At 69.8% G+C, this 21,025-nt stretch carries 24 protein-coding genes and 3 tRNA genes; 14 read left to right on the forward strand and 13 right to left on the reverse strand.

Going from position 1 to position 21,025, the window contains the following annotated elements:
* From hutI to VME70_14760, 5 genes are all read right to left on the reverse strand, one after another.
* Positions 1-1,070, reverse strand: a 1,070-nt coding sequence (gene hutI / locus VME70_14740) for an imidazolonepropionase (GenBank protein HTW21456.1), incomplete at its 3' end; no start/stop codon positions are given.
* Positions 1,067-2,749, reverse strand: coding sequence for a urocanate hydratase (gene hutU, locus VME70_14745; protein ID HTW21457.1), 1,683 nt, complete (start codon positions 2,747-2,749; stop codon positions 1,067-1,069). The genes hutI and hutU, both read right to left, overlap by 4 nt.
* Before the next feature lie 46 nt (positions 2,750-2,795).
* Positions 2,796-4,331 carry a histidine ammonia-lyase gene (hutH, locus tag VME70_14750; protein HTW21458.1) on the reverse strand — a complete coding sequence of 512 codons (1,536 nt, stop codon included), beginning with the start codon at positions 4,329-4,331 and terminating at the stop codon, positions 2,796-2,798.
* The gene (locus VME70_14755; protein HTW21459.1) at positions 4,328-5,146 is read right to left on the reverse strand and encodes an aminotransferase class IV; all 819 of its coding nucleotides are present in this window, start codon (positions 5,144-5,146) and stop codon (positions 4,328-4,330) included. The genes hutH and VME70_14755 overlap by 4 nt, the downstream gene beginning before the upstream one ends.
* Complete coding sequence (locus tag VME70_14760; GenBank protein ID HTW21460.1) at positions 5,143-6,162, reverse strand: arginase family protein; 1,020 nt, start codon at positions 6,160-6,162, stop codon at positions 5,143-5,145. Before VME70_14760 ends, VME70_14755 begins: the two co-directional genes overlap by 4 nt.
* Between VME70_14760 and VME70_14765 the strand changes: the two genes are divergently transcribed.
* From VME70_14765 to VME70_14775, 3 genes are all read left to right on the forward strand, one after another.
* A tRNA-Gly gene (locus VME70_14765) sits at positions 6,136-6,208 on the forward strand. The genes VME70_14760 and VME70_14765 overlap by 27 nt on opposite strands.
* Before the next feature lie 37 nt (positions 6,209-6,245).
* Positions 6,246-6,317: transfer RNA gene (locus VME70_14770), tRNA-Cys, on the forward strand.
* A gap of 13 nt (positions 6,318-6,330) precedes the next feature.
* Positions 6,331-6,408, forward strand: a tRNA-Val gene (locus tag VME70_14775).
* 45 nt (positions 6,409-6,453) lie between these two features.
* Here VME70_14775 and VME70_14780 read toward each other — a convergent pair.
* Complete coding sequence (locus tag VME70_14780) at positions 6,454-6,771, reverse strand: hypothetical protein (GenBank protein ID HTW21461.1); 318 nt, start codon at positions 6,769-6,771, stop codon at positions 6,454-6,456.
* A 222-nt stretch (positions 6,772-6,993) separates the two neighbouring features.
* Here VME70_14780 and VME70_14785 point away from each other — a divergent pair, with 222 nt between their 5' ends.
* The 5 genes from VME70_14785 (at position 6,994) to VME70_14805 (ending at position 9,534) form a co-directional block, all read left to right on the forward strand.
* On the forward strand, positions 6,994-7,683 hold the full coding sequence (locus VME70_14785; protein ID HTW21462.1) for an ANTAR domain-containing protein: 690 nt from the start codon (positions 6,994-6,996) through the stop codon (positions 7,681-7,683).
* Between the two features lie 51 nt (positions 7,684-7,734).
* Positions 7,735-8,184 carry a hypothetical protein gene (locus tag VME70_14790; GenBank protein ID HTW21463.1) on the forward strand — a complete coding sequence of 150 codons (450 nt, stop codon included), beginning with the start codon at positions 7,735-7,737 and terminating at the stop codon, positions 8,182-8,184.
* A 119-nt stretch (positions 8,185-8,303) separates the two neighbouring features.
* Positions 8,304-8,501 (forward strand): helix-turn-helix domain-containing protein, encoded by a 198-nt coding sequence (locus tag VME70_14795; GenBank protein ID HTW21464.1) that lies wholly within the window; start codon positions 8,304-8,306, stop codon positions 8,499-8,501.
* Between the two features lie 192 nt (positions 8,502-8,693).
* The gene (locus tag VME70_14800; GenBank protein ID HTW21465.1) at positions 8,694-9,068 is read left to right on the forward strand and encodes a nuclear transport factor 2 family protein; all 375 of its coding nucleotides are present in this window, start codon (positions 8,694-8,696) and stop codon (positions 9,066-9,068) included.
* A 244-nt stretch (positions 9,069-9,312) separates the two neighbouring features.
* Positions 9,313-9,534: a hypothetical protein gene (locus tag VME70_14805; GenBank protein HTW21466.1), complete on the forward strand. Its 222-nt coding sequence runs from the start codon at positions 9,313-9,315 to the stop codon at positions 9,532-9,534.
* On the opposite strand, the gene VME70_14810 is transcribed toward VME70_14805, so the two are convergent.
* A complete protein-coding gene (locus VME70_14810; GenBank protein ID HTW21467.1) occupies positions 9,523-9,741 on the reverse strand; it encodes a DUF2188 domain-containing protein in 219 nt (72 codons plus the stop codon). The genes VME70_14805 and VME70_14810 overlap by 12 nt on opposite strands.
* A 127-nt stretch (positions 9,742-9,868) precedes the next feature.
* On the opposite strand from VME70_14810, the gene VME70_14815 reads away from it, so the two are divergent.
* The 3 genes from VME70_14815 to VME70_14825 all read left to right on the forward strand — a co-directional run bounded on the left by VME70_14815 (position 9,869) and on the right by VME70_14825 (position 11,969).
* A complete protein-coding gene (locus VME70_14815; protein ID HTW21468.1) occupies positions 9,869-10,123 on the forward strand; it encodes a hypothetical protein in 255 nt (84 codons plus the stop codon).
* A gap of 131 nt (positions 10,124-10,254) precedes the next feature.
* Positions 10,255-11,472 (forward strand): MFS transporter, encoded by a 1,218-nt coding sequence (locus tag VME70_14820; GenBank protein ID HTW21469.1) that lies wholly within the window; start codon positions 10,255-10,257, stop codon positions 11,470-11,472.
* A gap of 5 nt (positions 11,473-11,477) precedes the next feature.
* Positions 11,478-11,969, forward strand: a complete 492-nt coding sequence (locus VME70_14825; GenBank protein ID HTW21470.1) for a GNAT family N-acetyltransferase — start codon at positions 11,478-11,480, stop codon at positions 11,967-11,969.
* On the opposite strand, the gene VME70_14830 is transcribed toward VME70_14825, so the two are convergent.
* Positions 11,966-12,202 (reverse strand): HGxxPAAW family protein, encoded by a 237-nt coding sequence (locus VME70_14830; protein ID HTW21471.1) that lies wholly within the window; start codon positions 12,200-12,202, stop codon positions 11,966-11,968. The genes VME70_14825 and VME70_14830 overlap by 4 nt on opposite strands.
* 53 nt (positions 12,203-12,255) lie before the next feature.
* Positions 12,256-13,143: a YihY/virulence factor BrkB family protein gene (locus VME70_14835; GenBank protein ID HTW21472.1), complete on the reverse strand. Its 888-nt coding sequence runs from the start codon at positions 13,141-13,143 to the stop codon at positions 12,256-12,258.
* A gap of 90 nt (positions 13,144-13,233) precedes the next feature.
* Between VME70_14835 and VME70_14840 the strand changes: the two genes are divergently transcribed.
* Positions 13,234-14,853, forward strand: coding sequence for an isovaleryl-CoA dehydrogenase (locus VME70_14840; protein HTW21473.1), 1,620 nt, complete (start codon positions 13,234-13,236; stop codon positions 14,851-14,853).
* A gap of 19 nt (positions 14,854-14,872) precedes the next feature.
* Here VME70_14840 and VME70_14845 read toward each other — a convergent pair whose 3' ends face one another.
* The gene (locus tag VME70_14845) at positions 14,873-15,454 is read right to left on the reverse strand and encodes a hypothetical protein (GenBank protein ID HTW21474.1); all 582 of its coding nucleotides are present in this window, start codon (positions 15,452-15,454) and stop codon (positions 14,873-14,875) included.
* A 167-nt stretch (positions 15,455-15,621) separates the two neighbouring features.
* On the opposite strand from VME70_14845, the gene VME70_14850 reads away from it, so the two are divergent.
* Together VME70_14850 and VME70_14855 are read left to right on the forward strand one after the other, a co-directional pair.
* Positions 15,622-16,827, forward strand: coding sequence for a S53 family peptidase (locus tag VME70_14850; protein ID HTW21475.1), 1,206 nt, complete (start codon positions 15,622-15,624; stop codon positions 16,825-16,827).
* A 39-nt stretch (positions 16,828-16,866) separates the two neighbouring features.
* Positions 16,867-17,922, forward strand: a complete 1,056-nt coding sequence (locus tag VME70_14855; GenBank protein HTW21476.1) for an ATP-dependent DNA ligase — start codon at positions 16,867-16,869, stop codon at positions 17,920-17,922.
* A 249-nt stretch (positions 17,923-18,171) separates the two neighbouring features.
* Here the strand turns inward: VME70_14855 and VME70_14860 are convergent, their stop codons facing one another.
* The 3 genes from VME70_14860 to ligD form a co-directional block, all read right to left on the reverse strand.
* A complete protein-coding gene (locus VME70_14860) occupies positions 18,172-18,393 on the reverse strand; it encodes a BldC family transcriptional regulator (protein HTW21477.1) in 222 nt (73 codons plus the stop codon).
* 482 nt (positions 18,394-18,875) lie between these two features.
* Positions 18,876-19,841 (reverse strand): Gfo/Idh/MocA family oxidoreductase, encoded by a 966-nt coding sequence (locus VME70_14865; GenBank protein HTW21478.1) that lies wholly within the window; start codon positions 19,839-19,841, stop codon positions 18,876-18,878.
* A 59-nt stretch (positions 19,842-19,900) separates the two neighbouring features.
* Positions 19,901-20,935 (reverse strand): non-homologous end-joining DNA ligase, encoded by a 1,035-nt coding sequence (ligD, locus tag VME70_14870; GenBank protein HTW21479.1) that lies wholly within the window; start codon positions 20,933-20,935, stop codon positions 19,901-19,903.
* Between the last annotated feature and the right edge of the window lie 90 nt (positions 20,936-21,025).

The following is a 21,025-nucleotide window of genomic DNA, read 5'->3' on the forward strand; positions in this document are numbered from 1 at the left end:
CCGACGCCGAGATGGCCGATGTCGTCGCGCCGCAGAGCCTTCGCTCCCCCGAGCGTCGCGGCAGCAAGCGCCTCGTCGACTCCGAGCCCCATCTCGAGACAGGCGAGCTGGATCGCGTACGGCATCGACTCGCACCACGCCGTACCCGGGTTGCAGTCGGTGGCAACCGCGAGCGTGACTCCTGCCTCGCGCAGCACCGCGGCGTGTGACCACCGGCCGTTGCGGGTGTAGAGCGAGGCAACCGGCACCAATACGCCGACCACGCCGGTCGCGGCCAGTGCCTTCGCATCGCCCTCCGACACGTGGTCGAGGTGGTCGGCACTTGCGCATCCGAGCTCGGCCGCCAGCGCCGCCGCGCCGGTGTGGCTGAGCTGGTCCGCGTGGATACGGCCGCCGAGCCCGCCGCTGATGGCCGCCGTGAGGATCCGCCGGGCGTCGTCAACGGTGAACGCGCCCTCGTCACAGAAGACGTCACACCACTGGGCCCCGCGTTCTCCCGCGGTCGGCAGCGTCGCGATCACCTCGTCGACGTACTCCGCGTGGTCGCGGTCCGGCGGGACGACGTGCGCACCGAGATATGTCGTCGTGCAGTCGACACCGGCGGCATCGGCGGCGGCAACGGCTACGGACAGCAACGTGGTCTCGGCGTCGACGGTCAGGCCGTACCCGCTCTTGACCTCGACCGTCGTCGTCCCGCGCGACCGCATCGCGGCCAGCCGGCCGGCGGCCAGCCCGACCAGCTCGTCGTACGACGCAGCGCGGGTGGCGGCGACCGTCGATGCGATCCCGGCCGGGCTGTAGCCACCACCCTCGAGCCGTCCGACGAAGTCGTCGCGCCGGCTGCCGGCCCACACCGCGTGGGTGTGAGAGTCGACGAAGCCCGGGATCACCGCCGCGCCTGCCGCGTCCAGCTCGGGCCGGTCCTCGAGACCCAGCGGGAGGTCGCGGTCGTGCCCGACCCACTCGACCCGGCCGGCGCCGATCACGACGGCGGCATCGACGAGGCGGGGCCGTGCCCACGTGGTCAGGCGGCCGATCCGGCGCACGACCAGACCGGCCGAGTGGGTCACTCCTGCCAGGCCGGCGCGTGCGTGCCCGGCTCGAGCGGCATCCGGATCCCCACCGTCCGTGCGGTGTCGAGCGCGATGTCGTAGCCGGCATCGGCGTGCCGGATGACCCCCATGCCCGGGTCGTTCGTGAGCACCAGCTCCACCCGCCGGCGCGACAGCTCGCTGCCGTCGACGACGACGACCTGCCCGGCGTGGATCGACTTGCCGATACCGACGCCGCCTCCGTGGTGGATCGAGACCCAGCTGGCACCGGACGACGTGTTGACGAGGGCGTTGAGCAACGGCCAGTCGGCCACCGCGTCCGTGCCGTCCCGCATGCCTTCGGTCTCGCGCTCCGGGCTGGCCACCGAGCCGGCGTCGAGATGGTCGCGGCCGATGACGACCGGTGCGGTGATCGCGCCGCGCGCGACCAGCTCGTCGAACGCGAGGCCGGCCTGGTGGCGCTCGCCGTACCCGAGCCAGCAGATCCGGGCCGGCAACCCCTCGCCCTTCACGTTCTTCGCCGCGAACCGGATCCAGCGTTGCAGGTCGTCGTTGTCCGGGAAGGCCGACATCACGGCCTGGTCGGTGGCGGCCAGATCCGCCGGGTCACCCGACAGGCAGGCCCAGCGGAAGGGCCCCGCGCCACGCGAGAACAACGGCCGGATGTACGCCAGCACGAAGCCCGGGTAGTCGAAAGCGTTGGTGACGCCGACATCGCGAGCCTGCCCGCGCAACCCGTTGCCGTAGTCGAACACCACGGCGCCCGCCTTCTGCAGGTCGAGCATCGCCTGGCAGTGCACGGCCATGGCCTGCTGCGCGCGTTCGACGTACTCCGAGGGCTTGGTACGACGGAGCTCGAGCGCCTCGTCGACGGTCATGCCGTTGGGCACGTAGCCGTTCAGCGCGTCGTGGGCGCTGGTCTGGTCGGTCACCACGTCAGGGACGATGCCGCGCGCGACCAGGTCGGGAAGCACGTCCGCGGCGTTGGCCACGACCGCGACCGACAGCGCGCGGCGGTCCTTGGCCGCAGCCTGTACCCGGGCCAGGCCGTCTTCGAGCGAGTCGGCGATCTCGTCGAGATAGCCGTGGTCGAGCCGCCGTTGGGCCCGGCTCGGGTCGACCTCGATGCAGAGCGCCGCTCCGCCGTTGCCGGTGACCGCGAGCGGCTGCGCACCGCCCATCCCGCCGAGCCCGGCGGTCAGCACCCATCGGCCGGCGAGCGTGCCGCCGAAGTGCTTGTTCGCGACCTCGGAGAAGGTCACGAAAGTGCCCTGGAGGATGCCCTGGGTGCCGATGTAGATCCACGAGCCCGCGGTCATCTGACCGAACATGATCAGGCCGAGGTCCTCGAGCTCGCGGAAGTGCTCTGGCGTCGCCCACTTCGGCACCAGGTTGGAGTTTGCGATCAGGACGCGCGGTGCCATCTCGTGGGTCCGGACGATGCCGACCGGCTTGCCGCTCTGCACCAGCAGCGTGTCGTCCGGCGCCATCGTGCGCAAGGACTCGACGATCGCGTCGAAGCAGTGCCAGTCGCGCGCGGCTCGCCCCGATCCGCCGTACACGACCAGATCGTCCGGCCGCTCGGCGACCTCCGGGTCGAGGTTGTTGTGCAGCATCCGCAGGGCGCCTTCGGCTCCCCACGAGTGCGCGGTTCGCTGGGTTCCGCGCGGGGCGCGGACGACGCGTGCACCATCCATGTCGCGGAGGTTACGCCAGCGAACGCGGGCGGCGCACCCGCCGGGATCAGGCCAGCGGGCCGGTCACCTGCTCAGCGGCCGCGACGAACTCACCGCTACGGACCCCGACAACCGCGGCGGCGATCTCCGGGGCAAGGTGACGGTCGGGACCCGGTCCGGGAACGGACTCGCGCAACGCAGCAATCACCGCTGCGGTCGCCGGCGCGGGCGTGAGCGGTGCCAGCAGGTCGATCGCCCGCGCGGCGGTGAGGATCTCGATCGCCACCACCCGCCCGGCGAGGTCGATCGCCCGGCGCAGCTTGCGGGCCGCCGACCACCCCATCGACACGTGGTCCTCCTGCATCGCCGACGAGGGGATCGAGTCGACGCTCGCGGGCACCGCCAGCCGCTTGCACTCGTTCACCAGGGCGGCCTGGGTGTACTGCGCGATCATGTGTCCCGAGTCGACTCCTGGGTCGTCAGCGAGGAACGGTGGCAGCCCTTGCGACCGATGGCGGTCGAGCATGCGATCCGTACGTCGTTCCGAGATCGACGCGAGATCGGCGGCGGCGATGGCGAGAAAGTCGCAGACGTACCCCACAGGGGCGCCGTGGAAGTTGCCGTTGGACTCGACCCGGCCGTCGTCCAGAACGACCGGGTTGTCGATCGCGGACGCGAGCTCGTATCCGGCAACCCGGCGGGCGTGGTCCAGGGTGTCCCGACAGGCGCCGGCCACCTGCGGAGCACAACGCAGCGAGTAGGCGTCCTGCACGCGGGTGTCGTCGGGCCCGCGGTGGGAAGCGACGATGGCGGAGTCAGCGAGGATCGCCCGCATGTTGGCCGCCGACGCCGCCTGACCGGGTTGCGGGCGTAGCAAATGGAGGTCGGCGGCGAACACCCGATCGGTGCCGAGCAGCGCCTCGATGCTCATCGAGGCAGCGAGGTCGGCCGCGGTGACCAGGCCGCCCAGGTCCTGGTTGGCAAGGACGAGCATGCCGAGCATCCCGTCGGTGCCGTTGAGCAGGGCGAGGCCTTCTTTCTCCTCGAGGACGACCGGCTCGATCCCGTGCGTGCGCAGGGAGACCGCAGCGTCGACCGGCTCCCCGGACTCGTCGTGCACCTCGCCCTCGCCCATCATCGCGAGCGCGCACGCGGCGAGCGGGGCGAGATCCCCGCTGCAGCCGAGCGACCCGAACTCCGGCACCACCGGCGTCACGCCGGCGTTCAGCATCGCGGCGATCGTCGTTGCGAGCAGCGGCCGCGACCCGGTGTGGCCGGTCGCGAGGGTGTGCAGCCGCAGCAGCTGCATCGCGCGCACGACCTCGCGCTCGACCGGCGCGCCGGTCCCGGCCGCGTGCGAGCGCACCAGGGACCGCTGAAGGTCGCGGCGGCGCTCGAACGGGATCTCGGTGGTGGCGAGCGCACCGAAGCCGGTCGAGATCCCGTACGCCGGCACCTCGGACTCGCCGAGCTCCTCGACATGCGCACGGCTGCTCGCCATCACCGCGAGCGCCTCATCGGAGATGACGACCTCGGCGTCCGCGCGGGCGACCGCGATGACCTCCTCCGGGGTCAGCGGTGCGGGCGTGACGACGACGGTCATGGCTCCCCCTCCATGCTGCGAGCTGCGAACACCTCGATTGCCCGAGCGGTCAGCGGACCCGGCGATGCCGGCAGCGCCGTGCCGTCGACGAGGCGGATCGGCTGGACGTCGCGTGTGCTCGACGTCAGAAACGCCTCGTCCGCCGTCGCCAACACCCCTACCGGCGTCGCCTCCTCGACGACGTCGCCCAGCCACTCGACCACCAGGTCCCTGGTGATGCCGAGCAAGCACCCGGTGCGGGCGGGCGGTGTGTAGAGCCGGCCGCCGATCCCGACGAAGACGTTCGAGCCGGTGCCCTCGCAGAGCTCGCCGGCGGTGTTGGCGAGGATCGCCTCGCTCGCACCTCGCTCGTGCGCGTACCGAAGCGCGATGACGTTGTCGGCGTACGACGTGGTTTTGAGTCCGGCGGTGGCGCTGTGCTCGTTGCGGCGCCACGGGACGATCGCGACATCAGCATGGCTGGGCCACTCGGCCAGCGGCGAGGTCGCGACGATGATCGTCGGGCCGGTCTCACCTCGAGTCGTGGCGTACGGCGACGGGCCGCCGGTCACGGTGATCCGCAGCCGCGCGTGTGGAAGGTCGTCGACCGCAAGGACCGCCTCGACTCCCGCTCTCACGACGTCGAGGTCGACCTCGAGCGCCATGCCTCTGGCCGAGCGTTCGAGGCGGCGCAGGTGGCGGGTGAGAGCAAACGGCCGGCCGTCGACGACCTTGGTGGCCTCGAAGATGCCGTCGCCGACGGTCACGCCGTGGTCGTCGGCGCGCAGCACGGGTGCGCCGGGCTCGGCCAGCACTCCGTTGACCCAAACCGTCACGAGTCGTTCCGTAGCGCCAGTCCGGCCGCGACCTCGAGCAGGCACATCGCGGCGAGGGAGATCGTGCGTTCGTCTGGCGCGTCACGGGTCGCGTCCACCTCGGCGATATCCATCGCGCGGACCCGGGGGGAGTTGGCGGACAGGAACGCCGCCTGCAGCACCTCCGCAGCCGACAGCCCGCCGGGAACCGCCCCAGGGCAGGCCGGCGCCACCGAGCGGTCACACACGTCGAGGTCGAGATCGACGTAGATGTCGCCGCCACCCGCGCCGGCGATCTCGAACGCCTCGCGCAGGCAGTCGCCGATCCCCCGACCGGCGACCTCGCCCCGGCCGATCACGGTCACGCCGCGCGCGTGTGCCTCGGTGGCATAGGACCTGCTGTTGGCCCAGTCCGCGATGCCTACCTGCACGATCTGCTCGCCGGGCAGGCCGGCCTCGATCAGGTCCCGGACCGGTGTCGCGTTGCTCCGCCCGTCGCGCAGGTCGTTATGGGCGTCGAGCGTGACCAGGCCGGCGGCCGACAGGTCGTCGCCGAACGCGCCCGCCATCACGGGGTAGCTCAACGAGTTGTCGCCTCCGATCGTGAGCAGCAGGCGAGACTTCGCCGCCGCGGTCTCGGCCGCCGTGCGCACGCGCCACTCGCCCTCGACCGGTACGTCGGGGTCCGCGACATCGCCGCGGTCCCACGGCGCGACCATCTCGGCCACGTCGAGCCGGCGCGACGCACACCACGTCGAGAACCGGCCGAGCGCCCGGCGTACCGCTCCGGGGGTGGCGTGGGCGCCGCTCTGGGACAGAGAGGTGGCGAAGGCCGGAACGCCGAGAACGGCGAGATCGACCGGTCGCTCTCCCGGCCCGGCCGCCAGCCAGTCGGAGGCCTTCGGCCAGCGCCGATCCTGCTGCGGGAGCACCACGGGGCGATGCTCGCATGCCCGGCGCTCCTGTAACATCGGCGGCGCACCGAGGAGGCGGTCTGGCGCCTCGGGCGCGCGGACGTAGCGCAGCTGGTAGCGCATCACCTTGCCAAGGTGAGGGTCGCGGGTTCGAATCCCGTCGTCCGCTCGGTGGCGCCTCTCGGGGCGCCCCACTGCACTATCCAGGCGGGATGGCCGAGTGGCTTAGGCAAGGGCCTGCAAAGCCCTGTACGCGGGTTCGATTCCCGCTCCCGCCTCGCAACACCGAACGGGCGGTTGGCGCAGTCTGGCTAGCGCGCTTCCCTGACACGGAAGAGGTCACAGGTTCAAGTCCTGTACCGCCCACCAGCAGAAGCACCGGCCGGCTCCTGAGCCGGGTCTCGCGGGCGAACGTCAGTGACCGTTGGACATCAGGACGGCGGCGCAGCTGAGGCAACGTTGCTCGCTCGGTACGTCGTCCCAGTAGTAGCCGTCCACTTGCTCGAGCCGCAGGCCTGGTCTGCACAGGGCGGTACCGTCGCCGTCGATCGCGTGCGCGACACCGACGTCATCGAGGCTGGCCGGACTCGGCGGGGGATGTCCGGCAGGGATGACATCGCCAGCGCCGGTTGAGTGCTCAGCGACGTAGCGAGCAAGCCGCCCAAGGAGAGGATCGAGCACCGGATCGATGTCGCTTTCCGGTGTCTCCTCGTGTGGATCTTCTTCCGTCACAAGCTGCGTCCGGTCCTCGGGCCAGACGAAACAGCCGGCACAACCGCGCGACGTACGCCTGACCACCGTGGAACCGCCTCGTCGGCGGGTCCGGAGGCGCTCAACGTTCGGCTGACGCGAAGCCCGGACTAGCGGTGCTTTGCTAGTCCATCACCGGGTCGGTGACTCCTGTGCCCTCCTTACCCCCGGCCTGCGCCGGTATTCGGGCCGTATCCTTGCGCTGTGTGTGCGCGGGATTTGGACGCGTGGCAGCTAGCGCTGCACGAGGCCGAGGAGGTCCTGCGAGAACGCGAGCAACTGGCACAGGCCGGTGAGCCGACGCCGCAGGAGTTGCGCGCCTTCGCTGACGAACGCGACAAGCTTGCCGACGAACGCAACGGTCTCGCCGATGCCTACGACGCACAGGCCAGAGAGCGCGACGCCGCCGGATTTGCTCGGGACGTGGTCGGGTCGTTCCGTGACCGCAGGGCCCGCGCGCGTGACGATGACCGCGACGCCGGGGCGCTGGATCGGTTCGCCGCCGGCTCGGACCGTGATCTCGCGGCCGGTGATCGCGCGGACTCACTCGACGACCGGCGACGCTCCGCCAGATCCCGGCAGGCGGCAAGCGAAGAACGTCAACGTGCGGCAGCCGACCGAGACTTCGCAGCCAGCCGGGCCGAGGACCTGCAGCACGAGATCGAAGGGCTCCACGAGGCGTTAGACACTCGGCTGACGATCGGGCGCGCAGAGGGACTGCTGATGGCCCGCTACGGGCTACAGCCGGATGCCGCCTTCCGGTTGCTCGTCAAGCTTTCCCAGGAGCTTCACATCAAGCTTCGCGACGTAGCCGGCCGCCTTGTCGCGCAAGCTGCTCAGCATCCGCACCCCCTCGACAACGACCGGACACCCGTCGCCGACGACGAGGGCTGACGGGGCGCGATAGTCCGGACAGCAGCCGCCCTCATCTTCTACGGTTGACGCATGACAGCCGCCGCACGTGCAGCGGCGATCAGTCTGCTACTCGTCGTTCTGACCGCCTGCCACGCGGCGGCTCCCAGTGCAGCGCCTTCCCACACGGCACCCGCTCCGACACCAACGCCGTCATCGCTGCTCGCTCATCATGACGGCGTCCTTCTTGCGCTCGTCAATTGCGGCTTGAACCCAGGCGGCCACCCGACGGCGATCATTAGAGGCGTGTCTGTCACCAAGCGGCCCTTCTACGGCGAGATTCGTCTGACCTTTCGACTCGGTGCGAGCGGGCCGCGCCACACCTTGTCGCGACGCGCGCACTACACGCCGTCCGAGAAAGCGCCGCACGACGACCATGTCCTAGCTCACTTCACCTGGCAGACGGAGAAAACAGATCGAACGGTGCATTGCAGCTTCTCGGGTCGGCCGCTACCGACCAGCCAAGGAGGCGTCACGGCGTAGTTGTATCCACCGCTACGTGGCCAACGTCACCTCTGCGTTCAGGAATCGCGGAAGATCCTTCAGGAAGATCGAGTACTACTAGGGGTAGTACTCGATCTTGGCGACCGGGACGGTGGACCATGACCAAGCCCGCCGATGCGCAGCTCTCGGCGCGCAAGGTCGCCCGCCTGCTCCGGGTCCCGGTGAGAACCGTGACCTACTGGGCATCCGTAGGGCGGCTGCCCGGCACCTACACCCGTAACGGCAAGTGGCGGTTTCTCGCCTCTGACATCCAGCGCCTCCTCAGCGACGAGGTGCCGAACTCTCCCTGGAGATAGTCCTAGTCGCGCGGGCTCGGGTTCGGTGAGCTCGTATCCAACAAGAGGTATGTGGTGCCCGGTGGCGGGCCGGTCCGTCGTCGGCGGTACGCCGCCACGAACAGCGCGATGCTGAGCTCGCGACCGGGTCACCGGCCCGGTCCGCCGGACGAGGGCGCTGCGTCCTTGCCGGGCAAGCGAGATAGTGCCGACATGGACGAGGAAGCTCTCGCCGGGTTGGCGGACAAGCTTCGAACGGCCTTGAGTGGCGCGGATCTCGAGCAGTACGCCGAGCTGCTCGACCCGAATGTGACCTGGGGTGAGCCGGGCGACCCGTCACCACCGTGCCAGAACCGCCAGCAGGTGCTCGCTTGGTACTCCCGCGGACGCGCCGAGGGCCGTCGAGCGACGGTCAACGAGGTCACGACGTACGACCGCAAGATCCTCGTCGCGATGACCGTCACTTCCGCCGACGACGGCCAGGGCTTCGACCGGTGGCAAGTGCTGACCGTCACCGGCGGCCGGGTGAGCGACATCCGCGGGTACGACGACGAAGCGGCGGCTCGCGCGGCGGCGGCCGGTCGCTGACCGTTTCAGCACACAACGTTGGCGGCAAACCGGACCATTGGGCATTGGAAGGCCGTAAACGTCAACGCGCGGCCAGCGACGTGTGCTGAAACGGGCCGTCAGCAGTCAGGACAACCACCCTCACCTCGGACACGCGTGCCGGATGTGGTGGCGATCAAGAAACGGCTATGCCATCCTCGGCGACGGAACGTTTCCGGCTCCTTCCCCAGTCCGGATCGGATCGGCGGGAAGGAAAGCTCAACCGGTGAATCCTCAGTACATCCTGACCCCCGACGGTGTTGTCCGCCCGGCGGAGGACTTCAACCCGATGTCGTTGCGAGTGGGCGACGAGTACGACCTGCTGATCCCCGGGCAGCCGACCTGCGAGTGGTTCAAGGTCACCGGCTGGGGCACCGGGTCGCAGGCCGGCCCGCGAATCCGGCACATGGGCTACCGGGACGCGCCGAGCCTGCGCTCAGCCGGCTGAATAGCCCTCCGGGACGAGCGGCCCCCGCGGCTCGGCGCTGCCGTCCAGCCGGTGGATGACGAGCTGCGCGGGCTGGGCGTCGCTGGCCAGCTCGCGCAGGTGCTCGATCGCGTGCTCAAGCGTGGGGTGCGCGTCGATGTCGGCGCGGCCCCGACGGCAGACCCACTGCCCGTCGGGCTGCTCGAGGGCGCGAAAGAACCAGGCCATCCGCAGAGTCTGCCCGCTGATGGGTGGACGCAGACAGGGCCGAAAGGCCCGAATCGTCCTCGGCCGCGTTGATCAGGTGGACCGGCGCAGGGCGTACGCCGGGCCGCAGTCGGGTATCCCCCCAACCGTGAGCCGCACCGAGGACCAACGTGACGAGCCAGAGCCGACGACCGAGCCGGCGCAGCAGCCGACCACCCGCGGAGAGCGACCAGCGCTCGGTACGCCGGGCAACGCCCAGGGCGTGATCGTTCCGCACGAGCACGCGCTCGAGGGCAGCAGTGAGGACTTCGCCAAGGTCGACGGCGTCTACGTCTTCCCGGAGTCGGTCGAGGAGCAGGACGACCCACACCCGCGCTCCGGTGACTACAAGGAGCTCCCCTAGCGGTCCCACGGCGCTTGGCACTGAACTTGCGGCACTGAACCCGCGGCGCTGAACCCGCGGCGCTGAGCCTGCTCCGAGGCGCCCGGAAATTCGGCGGCGGCGGGCGAGCCACTGCGGCAGGATCGGGCGTCGTGGCACGGGGCGCGGTCCTGCGGATCCGCGACTTCCGGCTCTTGTTCGCCGCCAACTCGGTCTCGGTCGTCGGCAACGCCTTCACCAACGTCGCGCTGGCCTTCGGCGTCCTCGACGCCACCGGCTCGGCACAGGACGTCGGCATCGTCTTGGCGTGTCGCACCGTGGCGCAGGTCGCGTTCATGCTGCTCGGCGGGGCGTGGGGCGATCGCGTTTCCCGCCGTACCTTGCTGGTCTGGACGGACGTCGCGTCCGCCTGCACGCAGGCCGCGATCGCCGCGTTGTTCCTCACCGGCAGCGGGGCGCTCTGGAGCCTGTCGTCCATCGCCGCGGTCAACGGCGCGGTCTTTGCGGTGTCCGCGCCCGCTGCGGTGGGAGTGATCCCTCAGGTCGTGCCCGATGACCTGCTGCAGAGCGCGAATGCGCTGTCCAGCATCGTGCGCAACTCTGCGACCATCGGCGGCTCCGCGCTCGCCGGCGCGCTGGTCGCGGCTGCGAGCCCGGGATGGGCACTGGTGATCGATGCGGTCAGCTTCCTGGTCGCCGCGATGCTGATCCGCGCGATGAGCGCGCTGCCGCCGACTGCGGCGGCCGCCGGCGTGTGGGCCGAGCTTCGCGAGGGTTGGCGGGAGTTCGTCTCGCGGACCTGGGTCTGGGCAATCGTCGTGCAGTTCGCGGTGGTCAACTTCGCCTTCTCGGCAGGCTTCCTCGTCTACGCGCCGATCATCGCGAAGGCCGACCTCGGCGGGCCGGCGGCGTACGGCGTGATCAACGCCGCCATCGGCATCGGCGGCGTGCTCGGCGGGCTCGTCATGCTGCGCTACCGGCCTCGGCTGCCCATGGTGGTCGCGACGCTCGGCATCGCCATCACCGTCGGTACCCTCGCTCTGCTCGCGGCAGGGGCGCCCCTTGCGGCGATCGCACCGGCGGCGGTCGTGGAGGGGGTCGGCGCCGAGGTCTTCGCAATTCTCTGGACGAGCGCGCTCCAGCAGCACATCCCGCCGGCGACGCTGGCTCGCGTGTCCGCCTACGACTGGCTCGGCTCGATTGCGTTCGTGCCCGCCGGGCTCGCGCTCGCCGGCACGTTCTCGAGCGCCTTCGGCGGGGTGCATGCGGCGACCTGGGCGGTGGTCGTGATGATCCTTGCGCCCACCTTGGCGGTCCTTGCCGTGCCGGACGTCTGGCGGCTGCGACTGGTCGACAACACCGCAGAATGAGATCCATGGCAGTCACGATCGAACCCATCGCCGGCCCGGACTGGCCGGCGGTCTACCCGATCTTCACGAGGATCGTCGAGGCCGGTGAGACCTACGCCTACCCGCTCGGGCTGAGCTCCGAGCAGGCGCGCGAGCTGTGGGTCATGAGCCCGCCGGGACACACGGTCGTGGCCAAGGACGGCGAGCGGCTGGTCGGCACGGCGAGCATGGGCCCGAACCGGCCGGGCCGCGGCGCGCACATCGCAACCGCGAGCTTCATGGTAGATCCGGACGTGCACGGCCGGGGCGTCGGCCGGGCTCTGGGCGAGTACGTCGTCGAGTGGGCGGAGCGAGCCGGCTATCACGGCATCCAGTTCAACGCCGTGGTCGAGACGAACATCGCCGCGGTCACGCTCTGGCAGGCACTCGGCTTCGACATCATCGGCACCGTGCCGGACGCGTTCGACCACGCGACGCACGGGCTGGTCGGCCTGCACGTGATGTACCGGCGGCTCTAGCCAGGCTCGGTGGTCTCCGGCGTGGGTGGGGCGTACTCGGTCACCATGTCCATGATCCGTCCGAAGTAGCCGACGACGCCTCCGGCCACAGTGATGCCGACGCCGATCCAGAAGATCGGCCAGATCCACTCGATCAGCGCGATGCCGCCGACAACGACGCCGACCATCATCATCGCGGTCGCGACCCAGACCACGGGCGTGGCGCCGTGCCCACCGGTGGACTCGCCGGCCATTCCAACCTCCAGGTCGCTGCGATCTCGACGACGTACTCCGTCGACGGGTCAGCCTAAGCCGGGAGCGTCTCCGGATCGCGCAGGGCCTCGGTTTCCGGCCTTGGCCAGGTGCGGTCGATCTCGGCGTTGAGCTCGGCGCCGAAGAGGATCGCGAGGGCGGTCAGGTACAGGAAGCCGAGCACGGCGACCGGGGCGGACAGCGGACCATAGGTCGCGGTACGGCGAAAGGCGAACTCCAGCCAGGCGCGCAGGACGATCGAACCGACCACCCACATCACCACCGCAGTGACCGCTCCTGGCAGCGCCCGCCGCCACGGCATGCGCAGCGGGACCGCGCGGTGATACAGCGTCGCGAGCAACGAAAGCGAGACGAGCACCGCGACCGGCCAGTAGCCGATCTCCGTGATCAGGTGGACGACGTGGTGCCAGCGGTCGGGGAAGATGTCGACGATCTCGGACGGACCGAGGGCGAGTAGTGGCAGCAACACGATCGTCGCGAGGACGAAGCCGACGTACAACCTCAGCGCGAGCAGCCGGCTGCGCACCGCGCTCCGCCGGTTGCGCAGGCCGTAGGCGATCGTGATCGTGTTGACGTAGGTCGCCATCGCCGAGGACCCGGTCCACAGCGATACGACGAAGCTGATCGACACGATGTCGGCGCGTCCGCCGAACAGGATGCGGTGCAGGGCAGGCTCGATCGTCGAGTGCACCGCGCTCGGGACGATGACCCTCGCCATCGCGTTGTCGATCGAGCGCTGGAGGTGATCGAGGTTGCCCCGGCCGAGCAGGCCGTTGAAGAAGCCGATCACGCCGAGGATCCCGAGCAGGGCGGACGGTAGCGAGAGCAGCTGCCAGAACCCGGCCTCGGCCGCGAGACCGAGCACACGGTCCTGCCAGGACCGTCGTGCGGCGGCCCAGAACAGCCGCGGCAGCGATCTCACCCGGCAACCGTAGAGGTCCGGCAACAGACGGGCGGGCATTCAGCGATCGTGGGCAACGCCTCGATACGTTAATTGCGCTTCACTGGAGGGATGGCGTCGACGCACGACGTGGCCAACCAGCCGCCGCCTCTGACCGAGTACGACGTGTTCGGCAGTGACCTCGCGCTGGTCGAGGGCGTGGAGCGGCACGAGGCCGGCTGGGCGCTCGAGCAGCTGACCGACCTGGGCCGCCGCGCCGGTACGCCGGAGGCGCAGGAGTGGGGCCGGCTCGCGAACACCAACCCGCCGAGGCTCGTCACGCATGACCGGTACGGCAACCGGATCGACGAGGTCGAGTTCCATCCCGCCTGGCACTCGCTCATGTCGGTGGCGGTCGGCGCGGGCCTGCATGCGTCGCCCTGGCGCGACCCGCGTCCGGGTGCGCAGGTCGCGCGCGCAGCCGGCTTCGCGGTGTGGGGCCACACCGAAGGCGGCCACGGTTGCCCGATCTCGATGACACACGCTGCGGTGCCTGCCCTGCGCGCCGATCCAGTACTCGCGGCCGAGTGGATCCCGCGGCTGACGTCGCTGAACTATGACCCGCTGTTGAGAGTCCCCGCCGACAAAGCCGGCTGCCTGGCCGGCATGGGTATGACGGAGAAGCAGGGCGGCTCTGACGTTCGCAGCAACACGACGGTCGCGACGCCGGTCGCCGACGGCACCTACCGGCTCAGCGGACACAAGTGGTTCACCTCGGCGCCGATGTGCGACCTGTTCCTCGTGCTCGCGCAGGCGCCGGGCGGCCTGACGTGTTTCGTCGTACCTCGCGTTCTGCCCGATGGTGAGCGAAACCCGTTCCGGATCCAGCGGCTGAAGGACAAGCTCGGCAACCGGTCCAACGCGTCCAGCGAACCGGAGTTCGACGACACCGTCGGCTGGCGCCTCGGTGCGGAAGGGCGCGGCGTCGCGACCATCATCGAGATGGTGTCGATGACCCGGCTCGACTGCGTGCTGGGGTCGGCGACGATCATGCGGGCCTCGGTAGCCAACGCCACTCATCACGCGCGCTACCGGATGGCCTTCGGCCGGCACCTGGTCGACCAGCCGCTGATGCTCGCGGTGCTCGCGGATCTCGCGGTCGAGTCGGAGGCCGCGACGACGTTGATGGTGCGCCTGGCGGCCGCGATCGACCACGATGAGACCGCGTTCAAGCGGCTCGCACTCGCGGTCGGCAAGTACTGGGTCTGCAAACGCGGGACCGCGGTCGCTGCGGAAGCGCTGGAGTGTCTGGGCGGCAACGGGTACGTCGAGGACTTCCCGATGGCACGGATCTATCGCGAGGCGCCGCTCAACTCGATCTGGGAGGGGTCCGGCAACGTCAACGCCCTCGACGTGCTGCGCGCGCTGGGTCGCGAGCCCGGCGTGTGGGAGGCGTTCCGTGACGAGCTCACGCTCGCGGTCGGAGCCGACCCGCGGCTGGACCACGCGATCAACGAGCTGGACCGTGACCTCGCCGAGTCGACCGAGATCGAGGCCCGAGCGCGACGGCTGGTGGAACGGATGGCGTTGACGTTGCAGGGCTCGTTGCTGGTGCGCTTCGCTCCCCCGGCGGTTGCCGATGCGTTCTGCGCGTCACGACTGGGCGGCGACTGGGGTCACACGTTCGGAACGATGCCGACCGGCGTGAGCGCGCGAGCGATCGTCGAACGCGCGACGCCGAAGGTCGCTTGAGCCCGAGCGGTTCACACCCTTACGAGGTCGTGTAGCCGCTCACGGTGAGCTGGGTGTCGGCCAGATCGGCGGAGTCGTACTGCGGCAGGACGCTCACCGACGACCCGGGATCCGGGTAGATCGCGACCGGGATCGTCGTGCCGAAGATGTTGTCGTCGGAGCCGGTGCCCTTCTCGATCATCGTGGTGGGGAAGTCCATGCGTTCGAGCACGCCGCCCTGGGTGTAGGTGAGCTCGGCGCCGGCAACGGTCACGCTGTTGTCGACCGTGATCTTCACGCTCACCGTCTGCACGACCGCGTGCGACCCGGACGGGACATCGACCGAGACCGTGTCGCTCGCGGTTGTGGCGCTCGCGGCGAACGGTTTGCCGGGCACGCCGGGTACGGCGGTCACGGTCGACGTACCACTGAGGTGGACCTTCGGAGTGCCGCTCACCGTCACCACCTGCGCGCCGGTCTTCGTGACGGTCGCCAGGCGGGACGGATGCTTACCGTCGGCGAGCGAGAACGTCGAGTGGCTCGCGGCGAAGACGCCGACCGGAGCCAGCACCACCGCTGCGCAGACCGCGACGACGATGACCGTGACCTGCCGACCGCTCAAGCGATGCTGCTTGCTCACTGTTGTCCTTCCCACGCTGTTCGGCGCCTCCGTCCCCCACAGCCGACGCCCGCTGGCCCGATATCCACCGCCGGCCGATTTCCGGCCCGGGCTCCCGGACCGGCCGCGACCGTGGTCCGGTCATGTTGTCCCACCCGGAGGTCGTTGTCGTGCACCGACGCAAACTTCTGCTCATCCCTTTTCTGGCCGTAGCCGGACTCTTGTCGGCTGCCGTCGCTGGTGCCTCACCCGCACCGCACGAGTCGCGCACGGTCGCGGCGAAGGCGACGACGAAGGACCACAGCGTGTGCAAACACGCGCACCGTGCGCGCTCGCGCTGCTTCGCGATCAGGGTCGACCACCTGCACCGCGGCCGGGTGCGCCATGAGAGCTCACCGATCGGGTACGGGCCGTCCGACCTGCAGGCGGCGTACTCGTTGCCCTCCGCCAGCGCAGGCTCCGGCCAGACTGTCGCCGTGGTTGACGCCTACGACGACCCCGATGCCGCACGAGACCTCGCCACCTATCGCGCGCAGTACGGACTGCCCGCGTGCGCCACGAGCAACGGCTGCTTCCGCAAGGTCGACCAGACCGGCGGACACGACTACCCGGACCCGGACGGCGGCTGGGGTCAGGAGATCTCGCTCGACCTCGACATGGTGTCCGCCGTCTGCCCGCATTGCCACGTGCTGCTGGTCGAGGCGGACAGCGCCTCCATGGCGAACCTCGGCGCTGCCGTCGACACCGCCGTACGGCTCGGGGCAAGCGCAGTCAGCAACAGCTACGGCGGGCCCGATGCCTCCGACCGCAGCTACGGCAGGTACTACCACCACCCGGGCGTGGCCGTGGTCGCGTCGGCCGGGGACAGCGGCTACGGCGTCGCGTACCCGGCGTCGTCCAAGTGGGTCACGGCGGTCGGAGGTACGACGCTCAGGCGGTCGAGCGCCGCACGCGGCTTCAGCGAGAGCGCCTGGTCGAACTCCGGCAGCGGATGCTCGACGCTGAACATCGCGAGCTGGCAACCGGCGGCCACGACCGGATGCTCCGGCCGGGCCGAGGCAGACGTGTCCGCGGTCGCGGACCCGGCGACCGGGGTCGCGGTCTACGACAGCTACGCGTTCGACAACACGAGCGGCTGGCTGACCTTCGGCGGGACCAGCGCCTCGTCCCCGATCATCGCCGGCGTCTACGCCCTCGCCGGCAACGAGACGCAGACCGGCGACGGCGCGAGCTACCTGTGGTCGCACCACTCCGGGCTGCACGACGTGACCGGCGGCAGCAACGGGACCTGCTCGACCGAGCAGTGGTGCACGGCGCGCCGTGGCTGGGACGGTCCGACCGGCTGGGGCACCCCGGACGGCACGAGCGGGTTCTGATCGTCGTGACCGCTCGGAAAGCCTGCTTGGATGGCAGCCGTGGACCTCCCGGTGATGCCGCCGATCGCGCCGATGCTGGCGAAGGCCGTGCCGGCCGTGCCGGTGGCCGCCGACGTTCCTGGCGGGCTGCTGTACGAACCGAAGTGGGACGGCTTTCGCTCGATCATCTTCCGCGACGGGGACGAGGTGGAGATCGGCTCACGCAACGAACGGCCGATGACCCGCTACTTCCCCGACATCCTCGACGCGGTCAAGGTGGCGCTGCCCGAGCGATGCGTCGTCGACGGCGAGATCGTGGTTCCGCAGAACGGCCGGCTCGACTTCGAGGCGCTCCAGCAGCGCATCCATCCGGCGGAGTCGAGGGTGCGCCGGCTCGCCGACGAGACGCCGGCTGAGTTCATCGGGTTCGACCTGCTGGCGATCGGCGACGACTCGCTCATGGGCGCGCCGTTCTCGGATCGGCGGGCCAAGCTGCTCAAGGCGATCACCTCGACGTCGACCGTGCACGTTACGCCGGCAACGGACAACGACGAGGTGGCTCGTGACTGGTTCGTCCGCTTCGAGGGTGCCGGGCTCGACGGCATCGTCGCGAAACCGTTGCGGCTGCCCTACCAGCCGGACAAGCGGGTGATGTTCAAGGTCAAGCACGACCGGACCGCGGACTGCGTCCTCGCCGGCTTCCGCTGGCACAAAAGCGGGCCGATCGTCGGCTCGCTGATCCTCGGTCTGTACGACGAGAGTGGCCAGCTGCGCCATGTCGGGGTCGCGGCGTCGTTCCCGATGAAGCGGCGCGCAGAGCTGGTCGAGGAGCTCGCGCCGCTGCGCGCCGGCGCCGCGGACGACCACCCGTGGGCGGGTAACGAGTTCGGTCCGGGTGGCGTCCCGAACCGGTGGAACGCCGGCAAGGACATGTCGTTCGAGCCGCTGCGCCCTGAGCGGGTGATCGAGGTCGCCTACGACCAGATGGAAGGGTCGAGGTTCCGGCACACCGCGCAGTTCCGCCGCTGGCGGGACGACCGGGACCCGCGCTCGTGCACCTTCGAGCAGCTCGAGCGCCCGCTGACCTTCGCCTTCCGCGACGTGCTGCAATCCTGAGACCGCAGTTTCAGCGGCTCTTCAGGTTCACCCGATTCAGTTAACGCTGCAGGGCGCGTTCGTCGGTGTAGCTACCGATCCGGCTCGTCCAACCCCTCCCCCCGGAGGTTGGACCTGGCGAGCGCGTCCCTGCCGCATGTTTGGGCCCATTCGCCCGCAAAAGTCACGAGATTCCGCCTCGGCGGCGAAGCGCGGCATGCGCGCAGTAGCCCGAGTGGCGGGCTCGCGCCCGCGCACCGGTGCCGGCGCTCAGCCGCCGGCGGCCTCGGCGTCGTCGGCCCGGAAGCTGCCCGCGCCGTCCTCGCGCAACAGCTCTCGGATGTCGGACTCGCGGAAGCGGCGCCGGCCGCCTGGGGTACGAATGCTCTTCACCCGACCCTCGGCAGCCCATCGGGTCACCGTTCGCGCATCAACTCGAAACAAGGTTGCGACCTCACCGGGGGTCAGCAACCTATCCCGTGACTCCACCACAGCCGGCCCCTCCCGGGCGTGCACGCAACGGGCAACGACAGCGCACGCGCAGGACCCCCAGACATGACGGTTCCGGTCGGTCAGACACAACCAACCGGAACCGAAACGTCGCACTCAAGGTCCAGGGCGTGACATTTATGCTGGTACCCGCATCGTGGCACGTTCACACCAATGCGCGCGGATCCGTGTCGCGTGTCGCCCACTCCATGCAAAAACGACTGATTCCGCCGCAGGCGAGTCGTCGTTTGACTATCAGTAACCGGATGAGGCAGGGCTATCGTCGGTCGCGGGTCGCTCGCCCAGTCCTTCTCGGTGAACGACCAAGGCCCCGGCCGCTTGCTACTGGATGCGCGGCGGCCGGGGCCGCCCTGCCGCAACGCTTGAGCGGCGGCAAGGCGGCGTAACGCGCAACCCTCACACTGACTGAACGACGAGTCAAGCATTGCGGCTGACCCGAGCGGGTGAATTTGACTGCCGGGAGATCAGTCCTCGCCGGGGAAGCGGACGCCGAGCTGGCGACGGACCTCGTCGAGGGCTTGCATGATGCGCAGCGTCTCGGTGAGCGGAAGCAAGTCGGACTCGGTTCTGCCTTCGGCCAGGAGTCGCGCGAACTCCGCGGCCTCGTAGGCGAGCCCGTGGGTGCGGCTCGCCGACTCGTACCGGTCGATCTCTCGGTCATCGCCGTCGATCAACCGCACGGTGCTGGGTTGGTAGAACCAGCCGTCGATCTCCAGCCGCGCCGACGTGCCCGAGACGGACGCAGCGCACGCAGTGTTCGCGAGCATCGTCGAGGACAGGGTGCCGATCCCGCCATCCGGTCCGGTGACCGCAACCGTCTCGCTTGCGTCGACGCCGGTCTCGGCAAGCACGCCCAGCGCCTGGACCGCGGTGAAGCCCCCGAGCACGAGATGCGCGAAGGAGACCGGGTAGATCGCAAGGTCGAGCAACGCGCCGCCGGCGAGCGCAGGATCAGCGAGCCGCCGCGGGCCGTCGGGGTAGAGCCGTTGGCCGTGGTCGGCGTCGACCGCTCTCACCTGACCGAGCAGACCATCTTCGAGGCACCGGCGGACGACATCGACGTGTGGCAGGAACCGGGTCCACATCGCCTCGACGGCCAACAACCCGCGTGCCTGCGCCGAATCGATGACCGCTTCCGCCTCGATTGCGTTGCGCGTGAAAGCTTTCTCGACCAGCACCGGCTTTCCGGCGTCGAGTGCCAGCTGCGCGTGGGCGTGATGCTCGGAGTGCGGGCTGGCGATGTAGATCGCATCGACGTGGTCGTCGGCAACCAGCGACTCGTAGCTGCCGTGCGCACGCAGCACGTCGAAGTCGGACGCGAAAGCCTCTGCACGTACCAGCGAGCGCGAACCGACCGCGACCACCCGCGATGTGGTTCGCGCGTGCAGGGCGGCGGTCCAGTCCCGCGCGATGCCGCCGGGCGCAAGCACTCCTCATCGGATCGCGGGTGCATCGAGCGGGTCGGGAATGCGCGAGGACGGCAGGGACGTCATTGCGGCGCGTCCTTGGGCCAGTTGGCCGGGTTCATCTTGCTCGGCTGCACCCGAGGCGGCTCGCCGGGCATTTTCGGGTAGTTAGGCGGGTACGGCGCGTCACCGAGTCCACGGTCACGCTCGTCGCGCTCGGCCCACTCGAGCAGCGGCCGGATGTCGAACAGTACGTCGTCGATCCCGGCGTGGACATCACCGAGGCGTGCGAACCGCTCTGGCATCGTCGCGATCGTGAAGTCCGCGGTCTCGACGTCCGGGAGCTCGTCCCAGGTGACCGGCGCGGACACCGGTCCGTAGTCGAAGCCGCGCACCGAGTACGCCGCGGCAATCGTGCGGTCCTTCGCGTTCTGGTTGTAGTCGAGGAAGATGCGGGGACCACGTTCTTCCTTCCACCACGCCGTGGTGACCTCCTCCGGCGAGCGCCGCTCGACCTCGCGCGCGAAGGCGAGTGCGGCCCGGCGTACCTCGCGAAAGCCGAAGTCCGGCAAGATGCGTACGTAGACGTGTACGCCGCGGTTGCCGGAGGTTTTCGGCCAGCCGCTCGCGCCGATGTCCGCAAGCACCTCGCGAACCAAAACGGCTACCCGCTTGGCATCCGTGAAGTCGGTGCCCGGCTGTGGGTCGAGGTCGATGCGGAGCTCATCGGGCATCTCGACCTCGGGTCTGCGGGTGTGCCAGGGATGGAACTCGACGGTCGACATCTGCACCGCCCAGACCACAGATGCAAGCTCGGTGACGCACAGCTCATCCGCGGTGCGCCCGGACGGGAAGCTGACCTCGGCGGTCTCGACCCACTCGGGTGCGCCCTTCGGCAACCGCTTCTGGTAGATCTTCTCGCCGCCGACTCCCTCGGGATAGCGATGCAGCATGCACGGACGGTCGCGAAGCGCGCGCACGATGCCTTCGCCGACCGACATGTAGTAGTGCGCGAGGTCGAGCTTGGTCTCGCCACGGGCCGGGAAGTACACCCGGTCCGGGTTGGTCAACTTGACCGTGCGGTCGCCGACCTCGACCTCGACGAAAGGGGAAGCCACACTCCGGACCGTACCGCCGGGTGGGGCGGGAACGCCCGGGGCGAGCCGCGTGTTGCAATGAGCGTGACATTCACGCGAAAGCTCTTCGGC

The sequence above is a fragment of the Mycobacteriales bacterium genome (assembly GCA_035504215.1).
Classification (GTDB): Bacteria; Actinomycetota; Actinomycetes; order JAFAQI01; family JAFAQI01; genus DATAUK01.

Excerpts from the sequence above, each read along its gene's own strand:
- VME70_14830 (HTW21471.1), bottom strand. The coding sequence starts at position 12,202 with ATGGCCGGCGAGTCCACCGGTGGGCACGGCGCCACGCCCGTGGTCTGG.
- VME70_14840 (HTW21473.1), top strand. The coding sequence starts at position 13,234 with ATGGCGTCGACGCACGACGTGGCCAACCAGCCGCCGCCTCTGACCGAG.
- hutH (HTW21458.1), bottom strand. The coding sequence starts at position 4,331 with ATGACCGTCGTCGTCACGCCCGCACCGCTGACCCCGGAGGAGGTCATC.
- VME70_14760 (HTW21460.1), bottom strand. The coding sequence starts at position 6,162 with ATGCGCTACCAGCTGCGCTACGTCCGCGCGCCCGAGGCGCCAGACCGC.
- VME70_14825 (HTW21470.1), top strand. The coding sequence starts at position 11,478 with ATGGCAGTCACGATCGAACCCATCGCCGGCCCGGACTGGCCGGCGGTC.
- VME70_14795 (HTW21464.1), top strand. The coding sequence starts at position 8,304 with ATGACCAAGCCCGCCGATGCGCAGCTCTCGGCGCGCAAGGTCGCCCGC.
- hutU (HTW21457.1), bottom strand. The coding sequence starts at position 2,749 with ATGGATGGTGCACGCGTCGTCCGCGCCCCGCGCGGAACCCAGCGAACC.
- VME70_14790 (HTW21463.1), top strand. The coding sequence starts at position 7,735 with ATGACAGCCGCCGCACGTGCAGCGGCGATCAGTCTGCTACTCGTCGTT.
- VME70_14800 (HTW21465.1), top strand. The coding sequence starts at position 8,694 with ATGGACGAGGAAGCTCTCGCCGGGTTGGCGGACAAGCTTCGAACGGCC.
- VME70_14810 (HTW21467.1), bottom strand. The coding sequence starts at position 9,741 with ATGGCCTGGTTCTTTCGCGCCCTCGAGCAGCCCGACGGGCAGTGGGTC.